Here is a 13,162-nt window from a genome sequence, read left to right on the forward strand (position 1 = left end):
GTTAGGCAGTTCACAAACCTTTTCAGGAGGCGCAATGCACTGGGTAGTCGATCTCGACGATCTGAGTATGGACGATGTGGCCAGGGTGGGTGGCAAGAATGCCTCCCTGGGCGAGCTCCTGCGTGAGCTGGGCCGCGCGGGTGTGCGCGTGCCCGGCGGGTTCGCGACCACGGCCGATGCCTTCCGCGCGCATCTGGAGCACGAGAACCTGGCCGCCCGCATCAAGGAACGCCTGGCCGATCTCGACATCAACGACATCGAGGCCCTGCGTGAAGCGGGGCGCGAGGTGCGCGGCTGGATCGAGGCGGCGCCATTGCCGGACGAACTGGAACAGGCGGTGCGCGAGCACTACGAAAAGCTGGGCGAAGACGTGCCCGTCGCCGTGCGCTCGTCGGCCACCGCCGAGGATCTGCCCGAGGCCTCGTTCGCCGGGCAGCAGGAGACGTTTCTGAACGTGCGCGGGATCGATGCGCTGCTCGCGCGGTTGCGCGAGTGCTTCGCCAGCCTCTACAACGACCGGGCGATAGCCTACCGCGTGCACAACAACTTCGCCCACGACGAGGTCGCCCTCAGCGCCGGGGTGCAGCGCATGGTGCGCTCGGATGTCGGTGCGAGCGGTGTGATCTTTACCCTGGATACCGAAAGCGGCTTCCGTGACGCGGTCTTCATTACGGGCGCCTGGGGGCTTGGCGAGACCGTCGTGCAGGGCGCGGTGAACCCGGACGAATATCAGGTCTACAAGCCGGCCCTGGCGGCCGGCAAACGCGCGATCATCGGCCGCACCCTGGGCACCAAGGCCATCCGTATGGTCCTGGACGAGGGCGGCACGCGCACCGAAGACACGCCGCGAGATCTGCGCCAACGTTTCTGTCTGAGCGATGCCGATGCCGAGCAGCTTGGCCGCTACGCGGTCGCGATCGAGCAGCACTACGGTCGACCGATGGACATCGAATGGGCCCAGGACGGCGAGACCGGCGAGCTGTTTATCGTGCAGGCGCGCCCGGAGACGGTGGAGAGCCGTGTCGAGCTCGGTGCAGGCGAGCGCTACGAGCTGGCCGCGCACAACGAAAAACCGCTGGTCACCGGAAGGGCAATCGGCTCGAAGATCGGTGCCGGGGTCGTGCGCGTGCTGGATTCCCCGGATTCCATGCACACCATGGAGGAGGGCGACATCCTGGTGGCGGATATGACCGACCCGGACTGGGAGCCGGTGATGAAGCGTGCCGCCGCGATCGTGACCAATCGCGGCGGACGCACCTGCCATGCGGCGATCATCGCCCGCGAGATGGGCATCCCGGCGGTGGTGGGCTGTGCGAACGCGACCGAGGCCCTGTCCGATGGCATGGAGGCCACCGTCTCCTGTGCCGAGGGCGACGACGGCCATGTCTACGCCGGCCGGCTCGACTATACGGTCAAGAAGACCGATGTCGGCGAGCTGCCGGAGTTGCCCGTCAAGCTGATGCTGAACGTGGCCAATCCGGGGCGCGCCTATGCCTTCGCGCAGCTGCCCCACGCCGGGATCGGGCTCGCGCGGCTCGAGTTCATCATCAACGGCACCATCGGCGTGCACCCGCTGGCGTTGCTGGACTACGCCGAGGACCCGGAGCGGCTGGATGCCGATGTGCAGGAACGCATCGCCGAGCGCCTGCGCGGGTTTGACGACGGCCCGCGCGAGTTCTTCGTGCGCAAGCTGTCCGAGGGCATTGCCACACTGGCGGCAGCCTTCGCCCCGGAGCCGGTGATCGTGCGCCTGTCGGACTTCAAGTCCAACGAATACGCCCATCTCATCGGGGGTAAGGGTTACGAGCCGGAGGAGGAGAATCCGATGCTCGGGTTCCGCGGCGCCTCGCGCTATCGCTCCGATACCTTCCGTCCCGCCTTTGCGATGGAGTGCGAGGCCCTTCGCCGCGTACGCGAGGAGATGGGGCTGGACAACGTGCAGATCATGGTCCCGTTCGTGCGCACGCTGACCGAGGCCGAGGACGTGATCCGCGTGCTCGGCGAGGAGGGCCTGCGCCGGGGCGAGAACGGCCTGAAGGTCGTGATGATGTGCGAGATCCCGTCGAACGCCCTGCTGGCCGCACGTTTTCTGGAGCACTTCGACGGCTTTTCCATCGGCTCCAACGACCTGACCCAGCTCACGCTCGGGGTGGACCGCGATTCCGGTCTGGTGGCGGATTCCTTCGACGAGCGGGACGACGCGGTCAAGGCGTTGCTGACCATGGCGATCCGCGCCTCGAAGGAGGCCGGCAAGTATGTGGGCATCTGCGGTCAGGCGCCCTCCGACTACCCCGAGATGGCCGCCTGGCTGATGGACGAGGGCATCGATTCCTTGTCGTTGAACCCGGATGCACTACTCTCCACTTGGGAACAGCTGGCAAAGGTGAAGGGGTAATTCATGGCGGATCCGCGGTGCCCGCAGGTATATCTGATCTCCGACGGGACCGGGATCACCGCGGAGACGCTGGCGCGTTCGCTGTTCACCCAGTTCCCGGATCTGGACCCGGCCTGGCACCGGCTGCCTTTCGTGCAGACCCCGGGCCGGCTGTCCAGCGTGTTCGCGCGGATCGAGGCCGGGCCGCAGCCCGCGGTGGCCGTGGCCACCCTGGCCAATGTGGACCTGCGCCAGGAGCTGCGCCACAGCCCCGTCCCGGTCATCGATGTGTTCGGGGAGCAGGTTGGGCGGCTGGAGGAGGTGCTCGGTGTTTCGGCCCAGTCGGTGTCCGGGCGCGCGCACGGCATGGGGGATGTGACGCGCTATGATCGACGGATCGAGGCCCTGAACTACACATTGTCGCACGACGATGGCCTGTCTACTCAGGATTTGTCCGTGGCCGATGTGGTGCTGCTGGGTGCTTCGCGTTCGGGCAAGACGCCCACCAGTCTTTATCTTGCGATGAACTACGGTCTGTTCGCGGCGAACTATCCGCTGGTGCCCGAAGATCTGGGTCAGCACGACACGCCGCACATGCCGCGTAGCCTGCGCGGCCTTGGCCAGCGCATGGTCGGGCTGACCATTACCCCTCAACGCCTGTCCCAGATCCGCGAGGGCCGCCGGCCAGGGAGTCAGTACGCCAGCCTTAACCAGTGTCGGGCGGAATGCGCCGCGATCCAGGAGTTTCTCGAGACCTGGAACATCCCCCACCTGGATGTCACCGAGCTGTCCATCGAGGAGATCGCGACCCAGGTGCGCGATACCCTGGACCGGATTCAGGGTAACTGAGCGAATCCCCGGAAGAACGCTGGATTCAGCCAGCGTCTCCCTTGGCATCCCGCCGGGCATGCCGGAGAATGTCGCGGACTTTTCGCCGAACTGCAGCAAGGAGCCCGCATGAGCGCCGCCGGACCCGGACAAGAGATCGCCATCTTCCTGATCAGTGTCGTCTTCGGGATCTACATCATCCTGTTGATCCTGCGCACGATCTTCGGGCTGGTGCGGGCGGACTACCACAACCCGATCTCGCAGACGATCGTGATGCTGACCGACCCGCCGTTGCGCATCCTGCGGCGGGTGATCCCCTCGGTTGGCCGGGTCGATCTGGCTGCGATCGTGCTGATTGTTGCGCTCAAGTGCGTCGAATTGTGGTTGCGTGCGGCGATCCTCGGGGCGGATGTGGGTCTTGGTGTGATCTTCTACGTCGCCATCCGAGAGGTCCTGACCACCGTGATCTGGGTCTTCATCATCGCCCTGATCGTCGAGGTCGTGATGAGCTGGATACAGGCTGGCGGCGGCGGTGGGGGCCACAACCCCATCCTGCGACTGGTCGGTGACGTCAACCGACCGATCCTCGGTCCCCTTCGCCGGACCCTGCCGCAGGCCGGCGCGATAGATTTTTCCCCGATGGTTGCACTGGTCGGCTTGTACATCTTGCTGATTCTGGTGCGCTCTTTTTGATCGAGATCATCCGGACCCTGAAACCCTCCTTTTTTGGCGGTTTCATCCAGACGAAAAGGCGCTAGACTCGAAGACAGGGGGTGGTGTCAGCCATGCCGGCGGCGCCGCCTCTGCATTCCCGCAACGGCAGAGGAGTCAGCCATGGTAAGAGTGCATCGGGTCATCACCGGCTTCATCGTCGCCCTGGCGGCGGTTGTCCTCGGCAGCTCGATCGCGTCCGCCAACGAGGCGGAATTCGATAACTACGTGGTGTACTACAACGTCATCAACACCACCTTCCTCTCCCCCGAGGTCGCCCAGGCCTACGACGTGCGCCGCAGTTCCAACCGCGCAATGCTCAACGTCACCGTGATGGAACGCACCGACGACGGGCTCAAGGCCGTCTCCGCGAATCTCAGCGGTACCGCGACCAATATGAACGACCAGATGCGCAACCTGCGCTTTCGGGAGATCCAGGATGGCGATGCCATCTATCAGCTTTCCGAGGTGACCGTTCGCCGCGGCGAGACCCTCGAGTTCGCACTCGAGGTAACGCCGGAAGGCAGCGAGCGGACCCTGCCCATCAGCTTCAGCCGCGAGTTCTTCGCCGACTGAGCCATTGATACCCCCGCCGGGAGGCGGGGGTTACATTGCCAGCCGCAGCAGCATCCAGCCGCCGTAGAGCAGGATCGCGGCTCCCGCCAGGGCGCGAACCCAGCGTTTTTGCACAAACGCAGCCATACGCGCCGCGAAGACCCCCATCAGTAGCAGGTTCGGCAACGTGCCCAGGGCAAAGGCTGCCATCAGCAGTGCGCCCTCGGTGGCCCCGCCGGCGCCGAGCGACCAGGCCAGCACGCTGTAGACCAGGCCGCAGGGCAGCCAGCCCCAAAGCCCGCCCACCAGCAGGGCCTGGCCGGCATTGCGCACGGGCAAAAACCGTCGACCCAAGGGCTCGATGCGGCGCCACACCACACCGCCGGCCTGTTCCAGGCGCGCCAGTATCGGCCACCAGCCGCCGATGTACAGCCCCAAAAGGATCAGGAAGATGGCGGCAAACCCCTGCAGGATCGCCTGGCCGGCCGGCAGGCCACCCAGCAGGGTGGCGCCCAGCCAGCCGGCGAGGGCCCCGGCGATCACATAGCTGCCCATGCGTCCGAGGTTGTAGGCCAGGAGCAGGTCGAACCCCGGACCCCGTCGGCCGTGTCCGAGCGAGATCGCGCCCACGATCCCGCCGCACATCCCGAGGCAGTGAACGCCTCCCAGGATGCCCACTGCAAGGGCCGCGAGCAGCGTGCCCGGGTCGCCCATCAGCGCCGCTCCCTGTCAGTCCGGATCGGCGGCATCGCCCAGGACCTCGTGCTTGGTGCGGATGAATGTCGAGTGCGGGACATACAGCAGATCGGCCAGATGCCGGATCACGGCCTCCTGGCGCTTGTGCAGGTCCTGGTTGGCCCAGGCGGCGCGCCACAGTGCGCGCATGATGTCGGCCTTCTGGTCGGCGTCGAAGGCCGCGTTGACCTCGCGCACCATCGGATGGATGGATACGAGTTCGTTGCTCTTCTCCCGCGCGATTTCGAGCAGGCCGTCAGCGGTGTCCGTATCCAGTTCGAACAGCTCGACCAGGCTGGCGCGTACGGAGTCCAACTCGACCTCGTGCAGTTCGAAGTCGGCGCGGCAGACCTCCATGATCAGCGCGGCCGCCGCACGCTGCAGGCGGTGTTCATTGTCGCCGGATTCGGTGTCGCTCAGATCCGTGCGCATCAGGTGCTGCCAGCGGCGGCGCAGCTCGTCGATCATCAGGGTTCCTTTCTGCGGGCGTGTGCTTTGCGTATGGTGCCCGAATGCACGCCACGGACAAGTACACGGGTGAATCGCCCCCCGATCTGCTCCTGCTGTCCGGGGGTATCGAGAGCAGCGCCCTGCTGGTGCAGCGGCATGCGCAGTCCCGCCCGCTGCGGGCCCTGTGGGTGGATTATGGCCAGCGCAATGCCGAACGCGAGCGGACCGCGATCCGGTCGCTGGGCGTCGATTATGGGGTCGAGCCCGTGGAGATGGACCTGCGCGCGCTGCGACAGGCGTTTGCCAAACGTTCGGAGTGGGTCGCGCATGTGCCGCTCCCTCAGCGCAACCTGCTGGTGCTGGCGCTGGCGATCAACCTCGCCGAGCACCAGGGGGCGGGGCGTATCCTGCTGGCGCTCAATCGCGAGGACCAGGGGCATGGCCCGGGCTCGCGCCCGTCCTTTATCGGGCGTCTCGCGGCGCTGGCGGACGAGCTGGTGCCGGGACTGGTGATTGAGGCCCCGCTGATCGCGCAGTCCAAGGCCGAGATCATTCGCACCACCGATCCGCTGGGGGTCGACTGGGCCCGCACCTGGAGCTGCCTTCTGGCACAATCACGTCACTGTGGGCGCTGCCCGCAGTGCCAGGCGCGCCGCGCGGCCTTTGCCTCGGCGAGCGTGCCGGATCCCACCGACTACCGCGAACCACCCCGATGACCGAATCCGTCCTCCCCAAGCATGTGATCGAGCGCCTGGAGATCGCCATTTTCACAGGCGAGACCCTGCAGCTGAACTGGGTCGAGCCCGACTCCAGCCAGGCCTGGTGGGGCAAGGTGACCCCGCGCGAGGTGCGCGAGGCGGACGGATATCACTGGCTGGATGGCGAGTGCGAGGGGCGTGACGTTCAGATCCGGCTGGACCTGATCCGCAACCTGCCGACTCCGGTCAAGTAACGGGCGGTTCCCGGCCCGGCAGTCCGGGCAGCAGGTCGGCCAGCGATTCCAGCAACAGAAACTCCCGCGAGTCCATTGGCTCCCCGCGCTCGTCCGGGTAGCGCATGCCGCGCAGCTCCGTCAGCCCCTGCCGGGCCGCGCTGGCCAGGGCCAGCAGGTTGTCGTCGACCAGCAGCGTGCGTGCTGGATCGTAGGGGGTGATGCGCTGCAGCCGCTCCCAGAAGTCGGTGTCCTCCTTGGCGCACTCCAGATCGTGAGCGGAGACGATCGTGTCCAGGTGATCCCCGATCCGCGTGAGCTGATGCTTGAAGTGGTAGACCTTCGGATGGGCGTTGGTCACCAGTACGCGTTGGCGGCCGGAGCGATGCAGTGCGTCCAGCAGGGCCTCGGCATGCGGCTTGATCGTGACGTGGTGGGCCAGTTCGCGCTTCAGCCCGAGCACGTCGAGACCGGTGAAGCGGGTCCAGTGATCCACGCAGTACCATTCGAGTTTGCCGCGCACGCGCTGCATCTCGTCTTCCAGGCGCCGGCGGGCGCATTCCGGGTCATCCGGCTGGCAACGGATGTACTCGGCGGGAATCAGCTCGCGCCAGAAGCGGTTGTCAAAGTGCAGGTCCAGCAGTGTACCGTCCATATCGAACAGCACGGTGTCGATGCGCGACCAGTCGACATGCACCGATGATTCCTGAGGATTCGGATTTTTTTCGGGGTTTTTGGGGTCCACAGCGAACGGAACCTCAAAGAGGGTGATTGCGATGGCTCCCATGGTACCTGAATCCCGTTTGGCCTCTGGCCAGTTGTTTCTGGCGCTGGTCTCCCTGGCGTTGCTGCCGTTTTCCGTGCAGGCGATGGACCCGGACGACCCCGATTACGACCCGTTCGAGGACGACAGCCTGTGGGGCGAGACGGTATCGCCGGACCAGACCCAGACCACCAGCCCGGAGATCAAGTTTCTGACCGAGGAGCCGGAGCAGGTTCCTCATCACCACCAGAATCAGATCACGCTGAGCTCGTCTTCGCTGGAGGACGGTTGGGTGGATCTGCGCCAGTGTCACAGCGATATCGCGCCGATCCGGCGCATGGTGCTTGTTTACAATGAAGAGCGGATCGACGAGCTTCAGGTCGAATCCACGACCAACATTCTTCAGGCCGAGGCGCTGGGCGATCGCGTCGACCTGCGCGGTGTGGGAGAGGACTCCGAAGTCTGCATCACCGCGCGCATGCGCGTGATCGAACACGAGGGGGAGGGTGTGTACAAGATGGAGAACGGTCCGTTCGTGCGGCGTTTCCTGGATGGCTATTTCCCCATGCGCGTGACCATGGCCGTAAACTGGGGTGATCTGGACCTGCGTCTGGAGGAGACCCATCCCGAGGCACAGGAAGGCTTCGACGTCGTCGAGTCCGACCATGGCATCATCCTCGACACTCTGTTCGAGGGCGAGCTGAGAACCCAGGTACGGCTGCGCAACGCCGAATAAAACGTCTATGAGTCGAGACAAACCGGATGTCCAGGGCCGCCGCACGGTGGCCCGAAGTCGGCTGTTCGAGGTCGAGGAACTGGACCTCGAGTTCAGCAACGGGGCGCGCACCTGTTACGAGCGCCTGATCAGCCGGGGTAACGGCGCGGTCATTGTCGCTCCGGTCCAGCCGGATCGCACCGTGTTGCTGATTCGCGAATACGCGGCCGGTACCCACCGCTACGAGCTCGGACTGCCCAAGGGCCGCATCGAGGCGCGCGAGGACATCCTGGTGGCGGCAAACCGCGAGATCATGGAGGAGGTCGGGTATGGCGGTCATCGCCTGACCCATCTCGGCGCGCTGACCGTCGCGCCCGGCTACATGTCGCACGAGACCCACCTGATCGTGGCGGAGGATCTCTACCCACAGCGCGAGGAGGGTGACGAGCCGGAGGACATCGAGGTGGTCCCCTGGTCGCTTGACCGGCTGGGGGAGCTGGTCACCCGCGAGGATTGCACCGAGGCCCGCTCCATCGCGGCGCTCTACATGGTGCGCGATTTTCTCGACGCCTGACCCGGGTTCTGCCAAGGTACGCGCATCCCGTACCAGTAGAACCACAAGGATGCCCCGATGAACGAACCGCCCAGGGACGCGGCTCTGACCGCCCTGATGCAGGAAGTGGGTGGTCTGGCCGAGGATGCCGGCCGAGCCATTCTCGAGATCTACGAGACCCGCTTCGCGGTCACCGAAAAGGACGATCGCTCCCCACTGACCGAGGCCGATCTGGCCGCGCATCGCGTGATTGCCCAGGGCCTGCGCGAGATCGCGCCGGAGTGGCCCGTGTTGTCCGAGGAGGGGCAGGACGTACCGTTCGAACGCCGCAAGCAGTGGCGGACCTACTGGCTGATCGATCCCCTCGACGGGACCCGCGAGTTCGTCAAGCGTACGGGTGAATTCACGGTCAACATTGCCCTGATCCATGACCACGAGCCGCTGATGGGCGTGGTCTGGAGCCCGGTCCTGCAGCGTCTGTATGCGGGCCACGTTGGGGGCGGCGCCATCCGCCGTGATGGCTCGGAGGCCCCGCGCGCCATCGAGGTGGCGCGCGACCGCCTCGATACCGAGCACCCGCTGGTGGCGGGCAGCCGTTCACACGGGGCCGAGCGCCTCAAAGCGGTGCTGGAACGCCTTGGGCCGCACGACCTGGTGAGTCTTGGCAGCTCGATGAAGCTCTGCATGGTGGCCGAGGGGGCCGCAGATATTTATCCGCGGCTGGGGCCGACCAGCGAGTGGGATACTGCGGCGGCGCATGCGGTCGTGCGGGCCGCGGGCGGGCATGTGACGGATCTCCACGGGCAGGAGCTTCGCTACAACACCAAGGAAAGCATGCTCAACCCCGAGTTTCTGGTCTGCGCCGGTGATCCGGCGCGCTGGCTGCGCCGCCTCGGCCTCCCCGACGACTAGCCTTCTCCCGCGCCAGCTAGCGGGCCTTGATGTGCCCTGGTTGGTCCTCAGCGTCGTTTAGGCTGGGCCGGGTTCGGCCGCTGGAGTTTACGGTGGCTTCGGCGGGCCGCCTGCCTGCGCTGTCTCGGCAGCGCACCCCGAGGTACTTTCTTGCTTGCCCAAGAAAGTACCCGTCGAGGCGCACCCGGATTCCGCCCGGGGACCTTGCTCCAGGGCCCTCGGGCCGGCGGCGCTGAAACTCGCTGCGCTGTCGCTCCGCTCAGACAGTCAGCGCCTTCTCCCGACCCGAGCACCCTTCCGCAAGGGGCTTCATACGGGGGATGAAGGTCAAAACCAACGGTATCCCCGCACTATCGCCTCCCCCCCACAGGCCATGCCGCCGGAAGTCCCCCGGCGCCCGCATGCGGGCGCGGCACGCCATGGCCGAAGGCAGAGCGTGCCCAAGATGTCCGAAGACCTAGCCATCATCCATTAGCTACGTCGTTGGAATGGCCGTTGTTTTGACCTTCCTCCCCGTTGTCGTCGCGCCGAGTGGAGAGGGTTTTCGCGGGAAAAGAGGCGCTGACCGTCTGAGCGAAGCCGAAGGCGCAGCGAGTTTCAGCGCCGCCCGCGAAAAGCCTCGGAGCGAGGGAAACCCCGGCCCGCACAGCGGGCCGGGGTCGCGGCAGTCGGGCGTGTTTCTTGGGTACTTCTTTGCACGAGCAAAGAAGTACCTCGGGGCGCGCTGCCGAGACAGCGCATGGCAGCATGCGGACCGGAGGCACGTACTCACCGACGACGAACCGGGCCTAGCCACAACACGGTAGGCGGGCGACCGAAGGCGCGTAAACGCTGGACGATGAACTAGGCTCGCCTGAAAAGTGACGGGGCGATTCCCTACTGCCCGAGTTCGCGCGAGCGCTCGGCGGCGGCCGCCATCGCGCGGCGCATGAGCCCGCGCAGGTCGCCGTCCTCCAGCACCTGCAGGGCCCGCTCGGTCGTGCCGCCCGGCGACGTCACGCGATGGCGCAGCTCGGCGGGCGGTTCGTCGCTCTCGGCAGCCAGCCGGGTCGCACCCGCCAGGGTGCCAAGGGTCAGCTCCAGGGCAGTGTCGGGCGGTAGCCCGAGCGATTGCGCGGCCTCCTGCATCGCCTCGATCATCAGAAAGACATAGGCCGGTCCGCTGCCCGAGGTCGCGGTGACCGCGTGCATCAGCTCCTCGTCCGCCACCGGGATCGCCCGCCCCACCGATTCCAGCAGACGGGTGGCGGTGTCGCGGTCCTCGGCGGTGGCCGTGGGGGCGGCGAACAGGCCGGTTACGCCGGCGCCGACCAGGGCCGGGGTGTTGGGCATCGCGCGGACGAGACGGGTGTCGTCACCCAGCCAGCGGGCCAGTTGGGCCGTGGTGATGCCGGCGGCGACCGAGATCACCAGGGGCTGCCCGCGGGTAACGGCCTCGCGCAGCGTGGGCGCCAGGTCTGGCAGGGTCTGCGGCTTGACCGCGAGCACCAGCGTGGCGCTGCCTTCGGCGAGTGTCTCGGCACTCGCGGTCTGCAGCCCGGGGTAGCGGGCCTGGAGATCGCGCACACGTTCGGCGCTCTTGTCGGCGATGGCGATGTGCTCGGCATTGTGGCCGGACTGGACCAGGCCCTGCAGCAGGGCTTCGCCCATGTTGCCGGCGCCGATAAAGCCGACTTCGAAGCGGTGTTCCGTCATGCGGACTCCTGTTTTTAATCGTTTCTTGCGGGTGTGTTGCGGGGCCCGAACAGGGCGGTGCCGATGCGGACCAGGGTGGCGCCCTCGAGGATCGCGGCCTCGAGATCGGCGGACATGCCCATGGAGAGCGTATCCAGCTTATGTCCGCGTGCATTGAGATCGTCCTTCAGCTCCCGCAGGCGGGCAAACGGCTGGCGCTGGCGATCGTGATCGCTCTCGGCGGCCGGCAGGGTCATCAGGCCGCGCAGTGTCAGCCCGGGCAGATTCGCGACGGTGTCGGCCAGCGCGGCGGCGGCCTCCGGTGGGGCACCCGCCTTCTGGCTCTCGCCCGAGACATTGATCTGCAGGCAGACCTGCAAGGGCGGCAGGTGTTCCGGGCGTTGTTGCGACAGGCGGCGGGCAATGCGCTCGCGGTCGATGGTGTGTACCCAGTGAGCGCGCTCCGCCACGGGGCGGGTCTTGTTGCTCTGCAGCGCGCCGATGTAGTGCCACTCGAGACCGAGGGGATCCGCACCGGCCTCGAGTGTGTCGAACTTGTCGACAAGCTCCTGTACATAATTTTCGCCGAACGCCGTCTGCCCGAGGGCGTGTAGCGCGCGGATGTCGTCGGCCGTACGCGTCTTGGATACGGCCAGAAGGCGCACGCTTCCGGGGTCGCGTCCGGCCTGCTCGCAGGCGCGAACGATGCGTTCGCGAACGGCCCTGAATGCGTGGTCTGGTGCGTTCATGGCCCTATGATATAGTCCGGTGAAACGTAAGGGCACCGCCGCCAGACGGGCGGTGTCCGTCACACGCTGCGGGGCCCGACAGGGCGTCGCCCGGGGCGGGGCGCTGGGGCTGGCGGCTCGCTTCCGGTTGTACAGGGGGATGCATGGATATCACGCAGCTGCTGGCCTTTGCGGTCAAGAACGGGGCCTCGGATCTGCACATCTCGGCGGGCATGCCGCCGATGGTGCGCATAGACGGCGATATGCGTCGCGTGAATGTGCCGGTCATGGACCACAAGGAGGTCCAGGGCCTGATCTACGACATCATGAACGACCGCCAGCGCAAGGACTACGAGGAGTTCCTGGAGACGGACTTCTCGTTCGAGGTCACGGGACTGGCGCGTTTTCGTGTCAACGCGTTCAACCAGGACCGGGGCGCGGCGGCGGTCTTCCGTACCATCCCCTCCAAGGTGCTCACGCTGGAAGAGCTGGCGGCACCGCGCATCTTCGAGGACATCTCCAACTATCCGCGCGGGATCGTGCTGGTCACGGGCCCCACCGGCTCGGGCAAGTCGACCACGCTGGCGGGCATGGTCAACCACCGCAACGAGAACGACTACGGACACATCCTGACGATCGAGGACCCGATCGAGTTTGTGCACGAGTCGAAGAAGTCGCTGGTCAATCAGCGCGAGGTGCACCGCGACACCCACGGCTTTTCCGAGGCACTGCGTTCCGCACTGCGCGAGGACCCGGACACCATCCTGGTCGGCGAGCTGCGCGATCTCGAGACGATCCGCCTGGCGCTGACCGCGGCCGAGACGGGGCACCTGGTGTTCGGCACCCTGCATACCAGCTCCGCCGCCAAGACGATCGACCGTATCGTCGATGTGTTCCCGGCGGCCGAGAAGGATATGGTGCGGGCGATGCTGTCCGAGTCGCTGCGCGCGGTCATCGCGCAGACCCTGATGAAAAAGATCGGCGGCGGGCGTATCGCCGCGCACGAGATCATGCTGGGCACCCCGGCCATCCGGAACCTGATCCGCGAAAACAAGATCGCGCAGATGTACTCGACCATCCAGACCAGCGCCGGCACCGGCATGCAGACGCTGGATCAGTGCCTGAAAGACATGCTGGCGCAGGGCGTGATCAGCCGCGAGGACGCCAAGCGCAAGGCCGCCAACCCGGATTCGTTCTGAACCCGCGCCCCCGCTCGGGGGACGGCAAGGGGAG

15 protein-coding genes are annotated in these 13,162 nt (G+C 66.3%); 10 read left to right on the forward strand and 5 right to left on the reverse strand.

Annotated elements, in window-relative coordinates; all coding sequences use genetic code 11:
* Positions 1-34: 34 nt before the first annotated feature.
* The 4 genes from ppsA (at position 35) to F813_RS0100135 (ending at position 4,489) form a co-directional block, all read left to right on the forward strand.
* On the forward strand, positions 35-2,395 hold the full coding sequence (ppsA, locus tag F813_RS0100120) for a phosphoenolpyruvate synthase (protein WP_017925100.1): 2,361 nt from the start codon (positions 35-37) through the stop codon (positions 2,393-2,395).
* 3 nt (positions 2,396-2,398) lie between these two features.
* A complete protein-coding gene (locus F813_RS0100125; protein WP_017925101.1) occupies positions 2,399-3,223 on the forward strand; it encodes a pyruvate, water dikinase regulatory protein in 825 nt (274 codons plus the stop codon).
* 108 nt (positions 3,224-3,331) lie between these two features.
* Positions 3,332-3,895 (forward strand): YggT family protein, encoded by a 564-nt coding sequence (locus F813_RS0100130; RefSeq protein WP_012983788.1) that lies wholly within the window; start codon positions 3,332-3,334, stop codon positions 3,893-3,895.
* Between the two features lie 141 nt (positions 3,896-4,036).
* Complete coding sequence (locus F813_RS0100135) at positions 4,037-4,489, forward strand: DUF4426 domain-containing protein (RefSeq protein WP_017925102.1); 453 nt, start codon at positions 4,037-4,039, stop codon at positions 4,487-4,489.
* A 30-nt stretch (positions 4,490-4,519) separates the two neighbouring features.
* Here F813_RS0100135 and F813_RS0100140 read toward each other — a convergent pair whose 3' ends face one another.
* Together F813_RS0100140 and F813_RS0100145 are read right to left on the reverse strand one after the other, a co-directional pair.
* Entirely contained in the window at positions 4,520-5,182 is a 663-nt protein-coding gene (locus F813_RS0100140; RefSeq protein ID WP_017925103.1) for a sulfite exporter TauE/SafE family protein, read from the reverse strand.
* 15 nt (positions 5,183-5,197) lie between these two features.
* Positions 5,198-5,671, reverse strand: a complete 474-nt coding sequence (locus tag F813_RS0100145) for a TerB family tellurite resistance protein (RefSeq protein ID WP_017925104.1) — start codon at positions 5,669-5,671, stop codon at positions 5,198-5,200.
* Between the two features lie 44 nt (positions 5,672-5,715).
* Between F813_RS0100145 and F813_RS0100150 the strand changes: the two genes are divergently transcribed.
* Both F813_RS0100150 and F813_RS0100155 read left to right on the forward strand, forming a co-directional pair.
* Entirely contained in the window at positions 5,716-6,369 is a 654-nt protein-coding gene (locus F813_RS0100150; protein WP_017925105.1) for a 7-cyano-7-deazaguanine synthase, read from the forward strand.
* A complete protein-coding gene (locus F813_RS0100155) occupies positions 6,366-6,605 on the forward strand; it encodes a hypothetical protein (RefSeq protein WP_017925106.1) in 240 nt (79 codons plus the stop codon). The genes F813_RS0100150 and F813_RS0100155 overlap by 4 nt, the downstream gene beginning before the upstream one ends.
* On the opposite strand, the gene F813_RS0100160 is transcribed toward F813_RS0100155, so the two are convergent.
* Entirely contained in the window at positions 6,598-7,371 is a 774-nt protein-coding gene (locus F813_RS0100160; RefSeq protein ID WP_026148078.1) for an HAD family hydrolase, read from the reverse strand. The genes F813_RS0100155 and F813_RS0100160 overlap by 8 nt on opposite strands.
* On the opposite strand from F813_RS0100160, the gene F813_RS0100165 reads away from it, so the two are divergent.
* The 3 genes from F813_RS0100165 to cysQ are packed head-to-tail and all read left to right on the forward strand — an operon-like array spanning position 7,370 to position 9,527.
* Entirely contained in the window at positions 7,370-8,083 is a 714-nt protein-coding gene (locus F813_RS0100165; protein ID WP_017925108.1) for a hypothetical protein, read from the forward strand. The two genes, F813_RS0100160 and F813_RS0100165, sit on opposite strands and share 2 nt — an antisense overlap.
* 7 nt (positions 8,084-8,090) lie before the next feature.
* The gene (gene nudE, locus F813_RS0100170) at positions 8,091-8,636 is read left to right on the forward strand and encodes an ADP compounds hydrolase NudE (RefSeq protein WP_017925109.1); all 546 of its coding nucleotides are present in this window, start codon (positions 8,091-8,093) and stop codon (positions 8,634-8,636) included.
* Between the two features lie 57 nt (positions 8,637-8,693).
* Positions 8,694-9,527 (forward strand): 3'(2'),5'-bisphosphate nucleotidase CysQ, encoded by an 834-nt coding sequence (gene cysQ, locus F813_RS0100175; RefSeq protein WP_017925110.1) that lies wholly within the window; start codon positions 8,694-8,696, stop codon positions 9,525-9,527.
* An 876-nt stretch (positions 9,528-10,403) separates the two neighbouring features.
* Here the strand turns inward: cysQ and proC are convergent.
* Both proC and F813_RS0100185 read right to left on the reverse strand, forming a co-directional pair.
* On the reverse strand, positions 10,404-11,222 hold the full coding sequence (gene proC / locus F813_RS0100180; protein ID WP_017925111.1) for a pyrroline-5-carboxylate reductase: 819 nt from the start codon (positions 11,220-11,222) through the stop codon (positions 10,404-10,406).
* Positions 11,223-11,236: 14 nt separating this feature from the next.
* Positions 11,237-11,950 (reverse strand): YggS family pyridoxal phosphate-dependent enzyme, encoded by a 714-nt coding sequence (locus F813_RS0100185; RefSeq protein ID WP_017925112.1) that lies wholly within the window; start codon positions 11,948-11,950, stop codon positions 11,237-11,239.
* Positions 11,951-12,093: 143 nt separating this feature from the next.
* Between F813_RS0100185 and F813_RS0100190 the strand changes: the two genes are divergently transcribed.
* Complete coding sequence (locus F813_RS0100190) at positions 12,094-13,128, forward strand: type IV pilus twitching motility protein PilT (RefSeq protein ID WP_012983776.1); 1,035 nt, start codon at positions 12,094-12,096, stop codon at positions 13,126-13,128.
* Positions 13,129-13,162: the final 34 nt, after the last annotated feature.

It is taken from the genome of Thioalkalivibrio sp. HL-Eb18, from assembly GCF_000364985.1.
GTDB lineage: Bacteria > Pseudomonadota > Gammaproteobacteria > Ectothiorhodospirales > Ectothiorhodospiraceae > Thioalkalivibrio.

Coding starts and splice junctions, on each gene's coding strand:
- ppsA (WP_017925100.1), top strand. CDS start 35: ATGCACTGGGTAGTCGATCTCGACGATCTGAGTATGGACGATGTGGCC.
- F813_RS0100125 (WP_017925101.1), top strand. CDS start 2,399: ATGGCGGATCCGCGGTGCCCGCAGGTATATCTGATCTCCGACGGGACC.
- F813_RS0100130 (WP_012983788.1), top strand. CDS start 3,332: ATGAGCGCCGCCGGACCCGGACAAGAGATCGCCATCTTCCTGATCAGT.
- F813_RS0100135 (WP_017925102.1), top strand. CDS start 4,037: ATGGTAAGAGTGCATCGGGTCATCACCGGCTTCATCGTCGCCCTGGCG.
- F813_RS0100140 (WP_017925103.1), bottom strand. CDS start 5,182: ATGGGCGACCCGGGCACGCTGCTCGCGGCCCTTGCAGTGGGCATCCTG.
- F813_RS0100145 (WP_017925104.1), bottom strand. CDS start 5,671: ATGATCGACGAGCTGCGCCGCCGCTGGCAGCACCTGATGCGCACGGAT.
- F813_RS0100150 (WP_017925105.1), top strand. CDS start 5,716: ATGCACGCCACGGACAAGTACACGGGTGAATCGCCCCCCGATCTGCTC.
- F813_RS0100155 (WP_017925106.1), top strand. CDS start 6,366: ATGACCGAATCCGTCCTCCCCAAGCATGTGATCGAGCGCCTGGAGATC.
- F813_RS0100165 (WP_017925108.1), top strand. CDS start 7,370: ATGGTACCTGAATCCCGTTTGGCCTCTGGCCAGTTGTTTCTGGCGCTG.
- F813_RS0100160 (WP_026148078.1), bottom strand. CDS start 7,371: ATGGGAGCCATCGCAATCACCCTCTTTGAGGTTCCGTTCGCTGTGGAC.
- nudE (WP_017925109.1), top strand. CDS start 8,091: ATGAGTCGAGACAAACCGGATGTCCAGGGCCGCCGCACGGTGGCCCGA.
- cysQ (WP_017925110.1), top strand. CDS start 8,694: ATGAACGAACCGCCCAGGGACGCGGCTCTGACCGCCCTGATGCAGGAA.
- proC (WP_017925111.1), bottom strand. CDS start 11,222: ATGACGGAACACCGCTTCGAAGTCGGCTTTATCGGCGCCGGCAACATG.
- F813_RS0100185 (WP_017925112.1), bottom strand. CDS start 11,950: ATGAACGCACCAGACCACGCATTCAGGGCCGTTCGCGAACGCATCGTT.
- F813_RS0100190 (WP_012983776.1), top strand. CDS start 12,094: ATGGATATCACGCAGCTGCTGGCCTTTGCGGTCAAGAACGGGGCCTCG.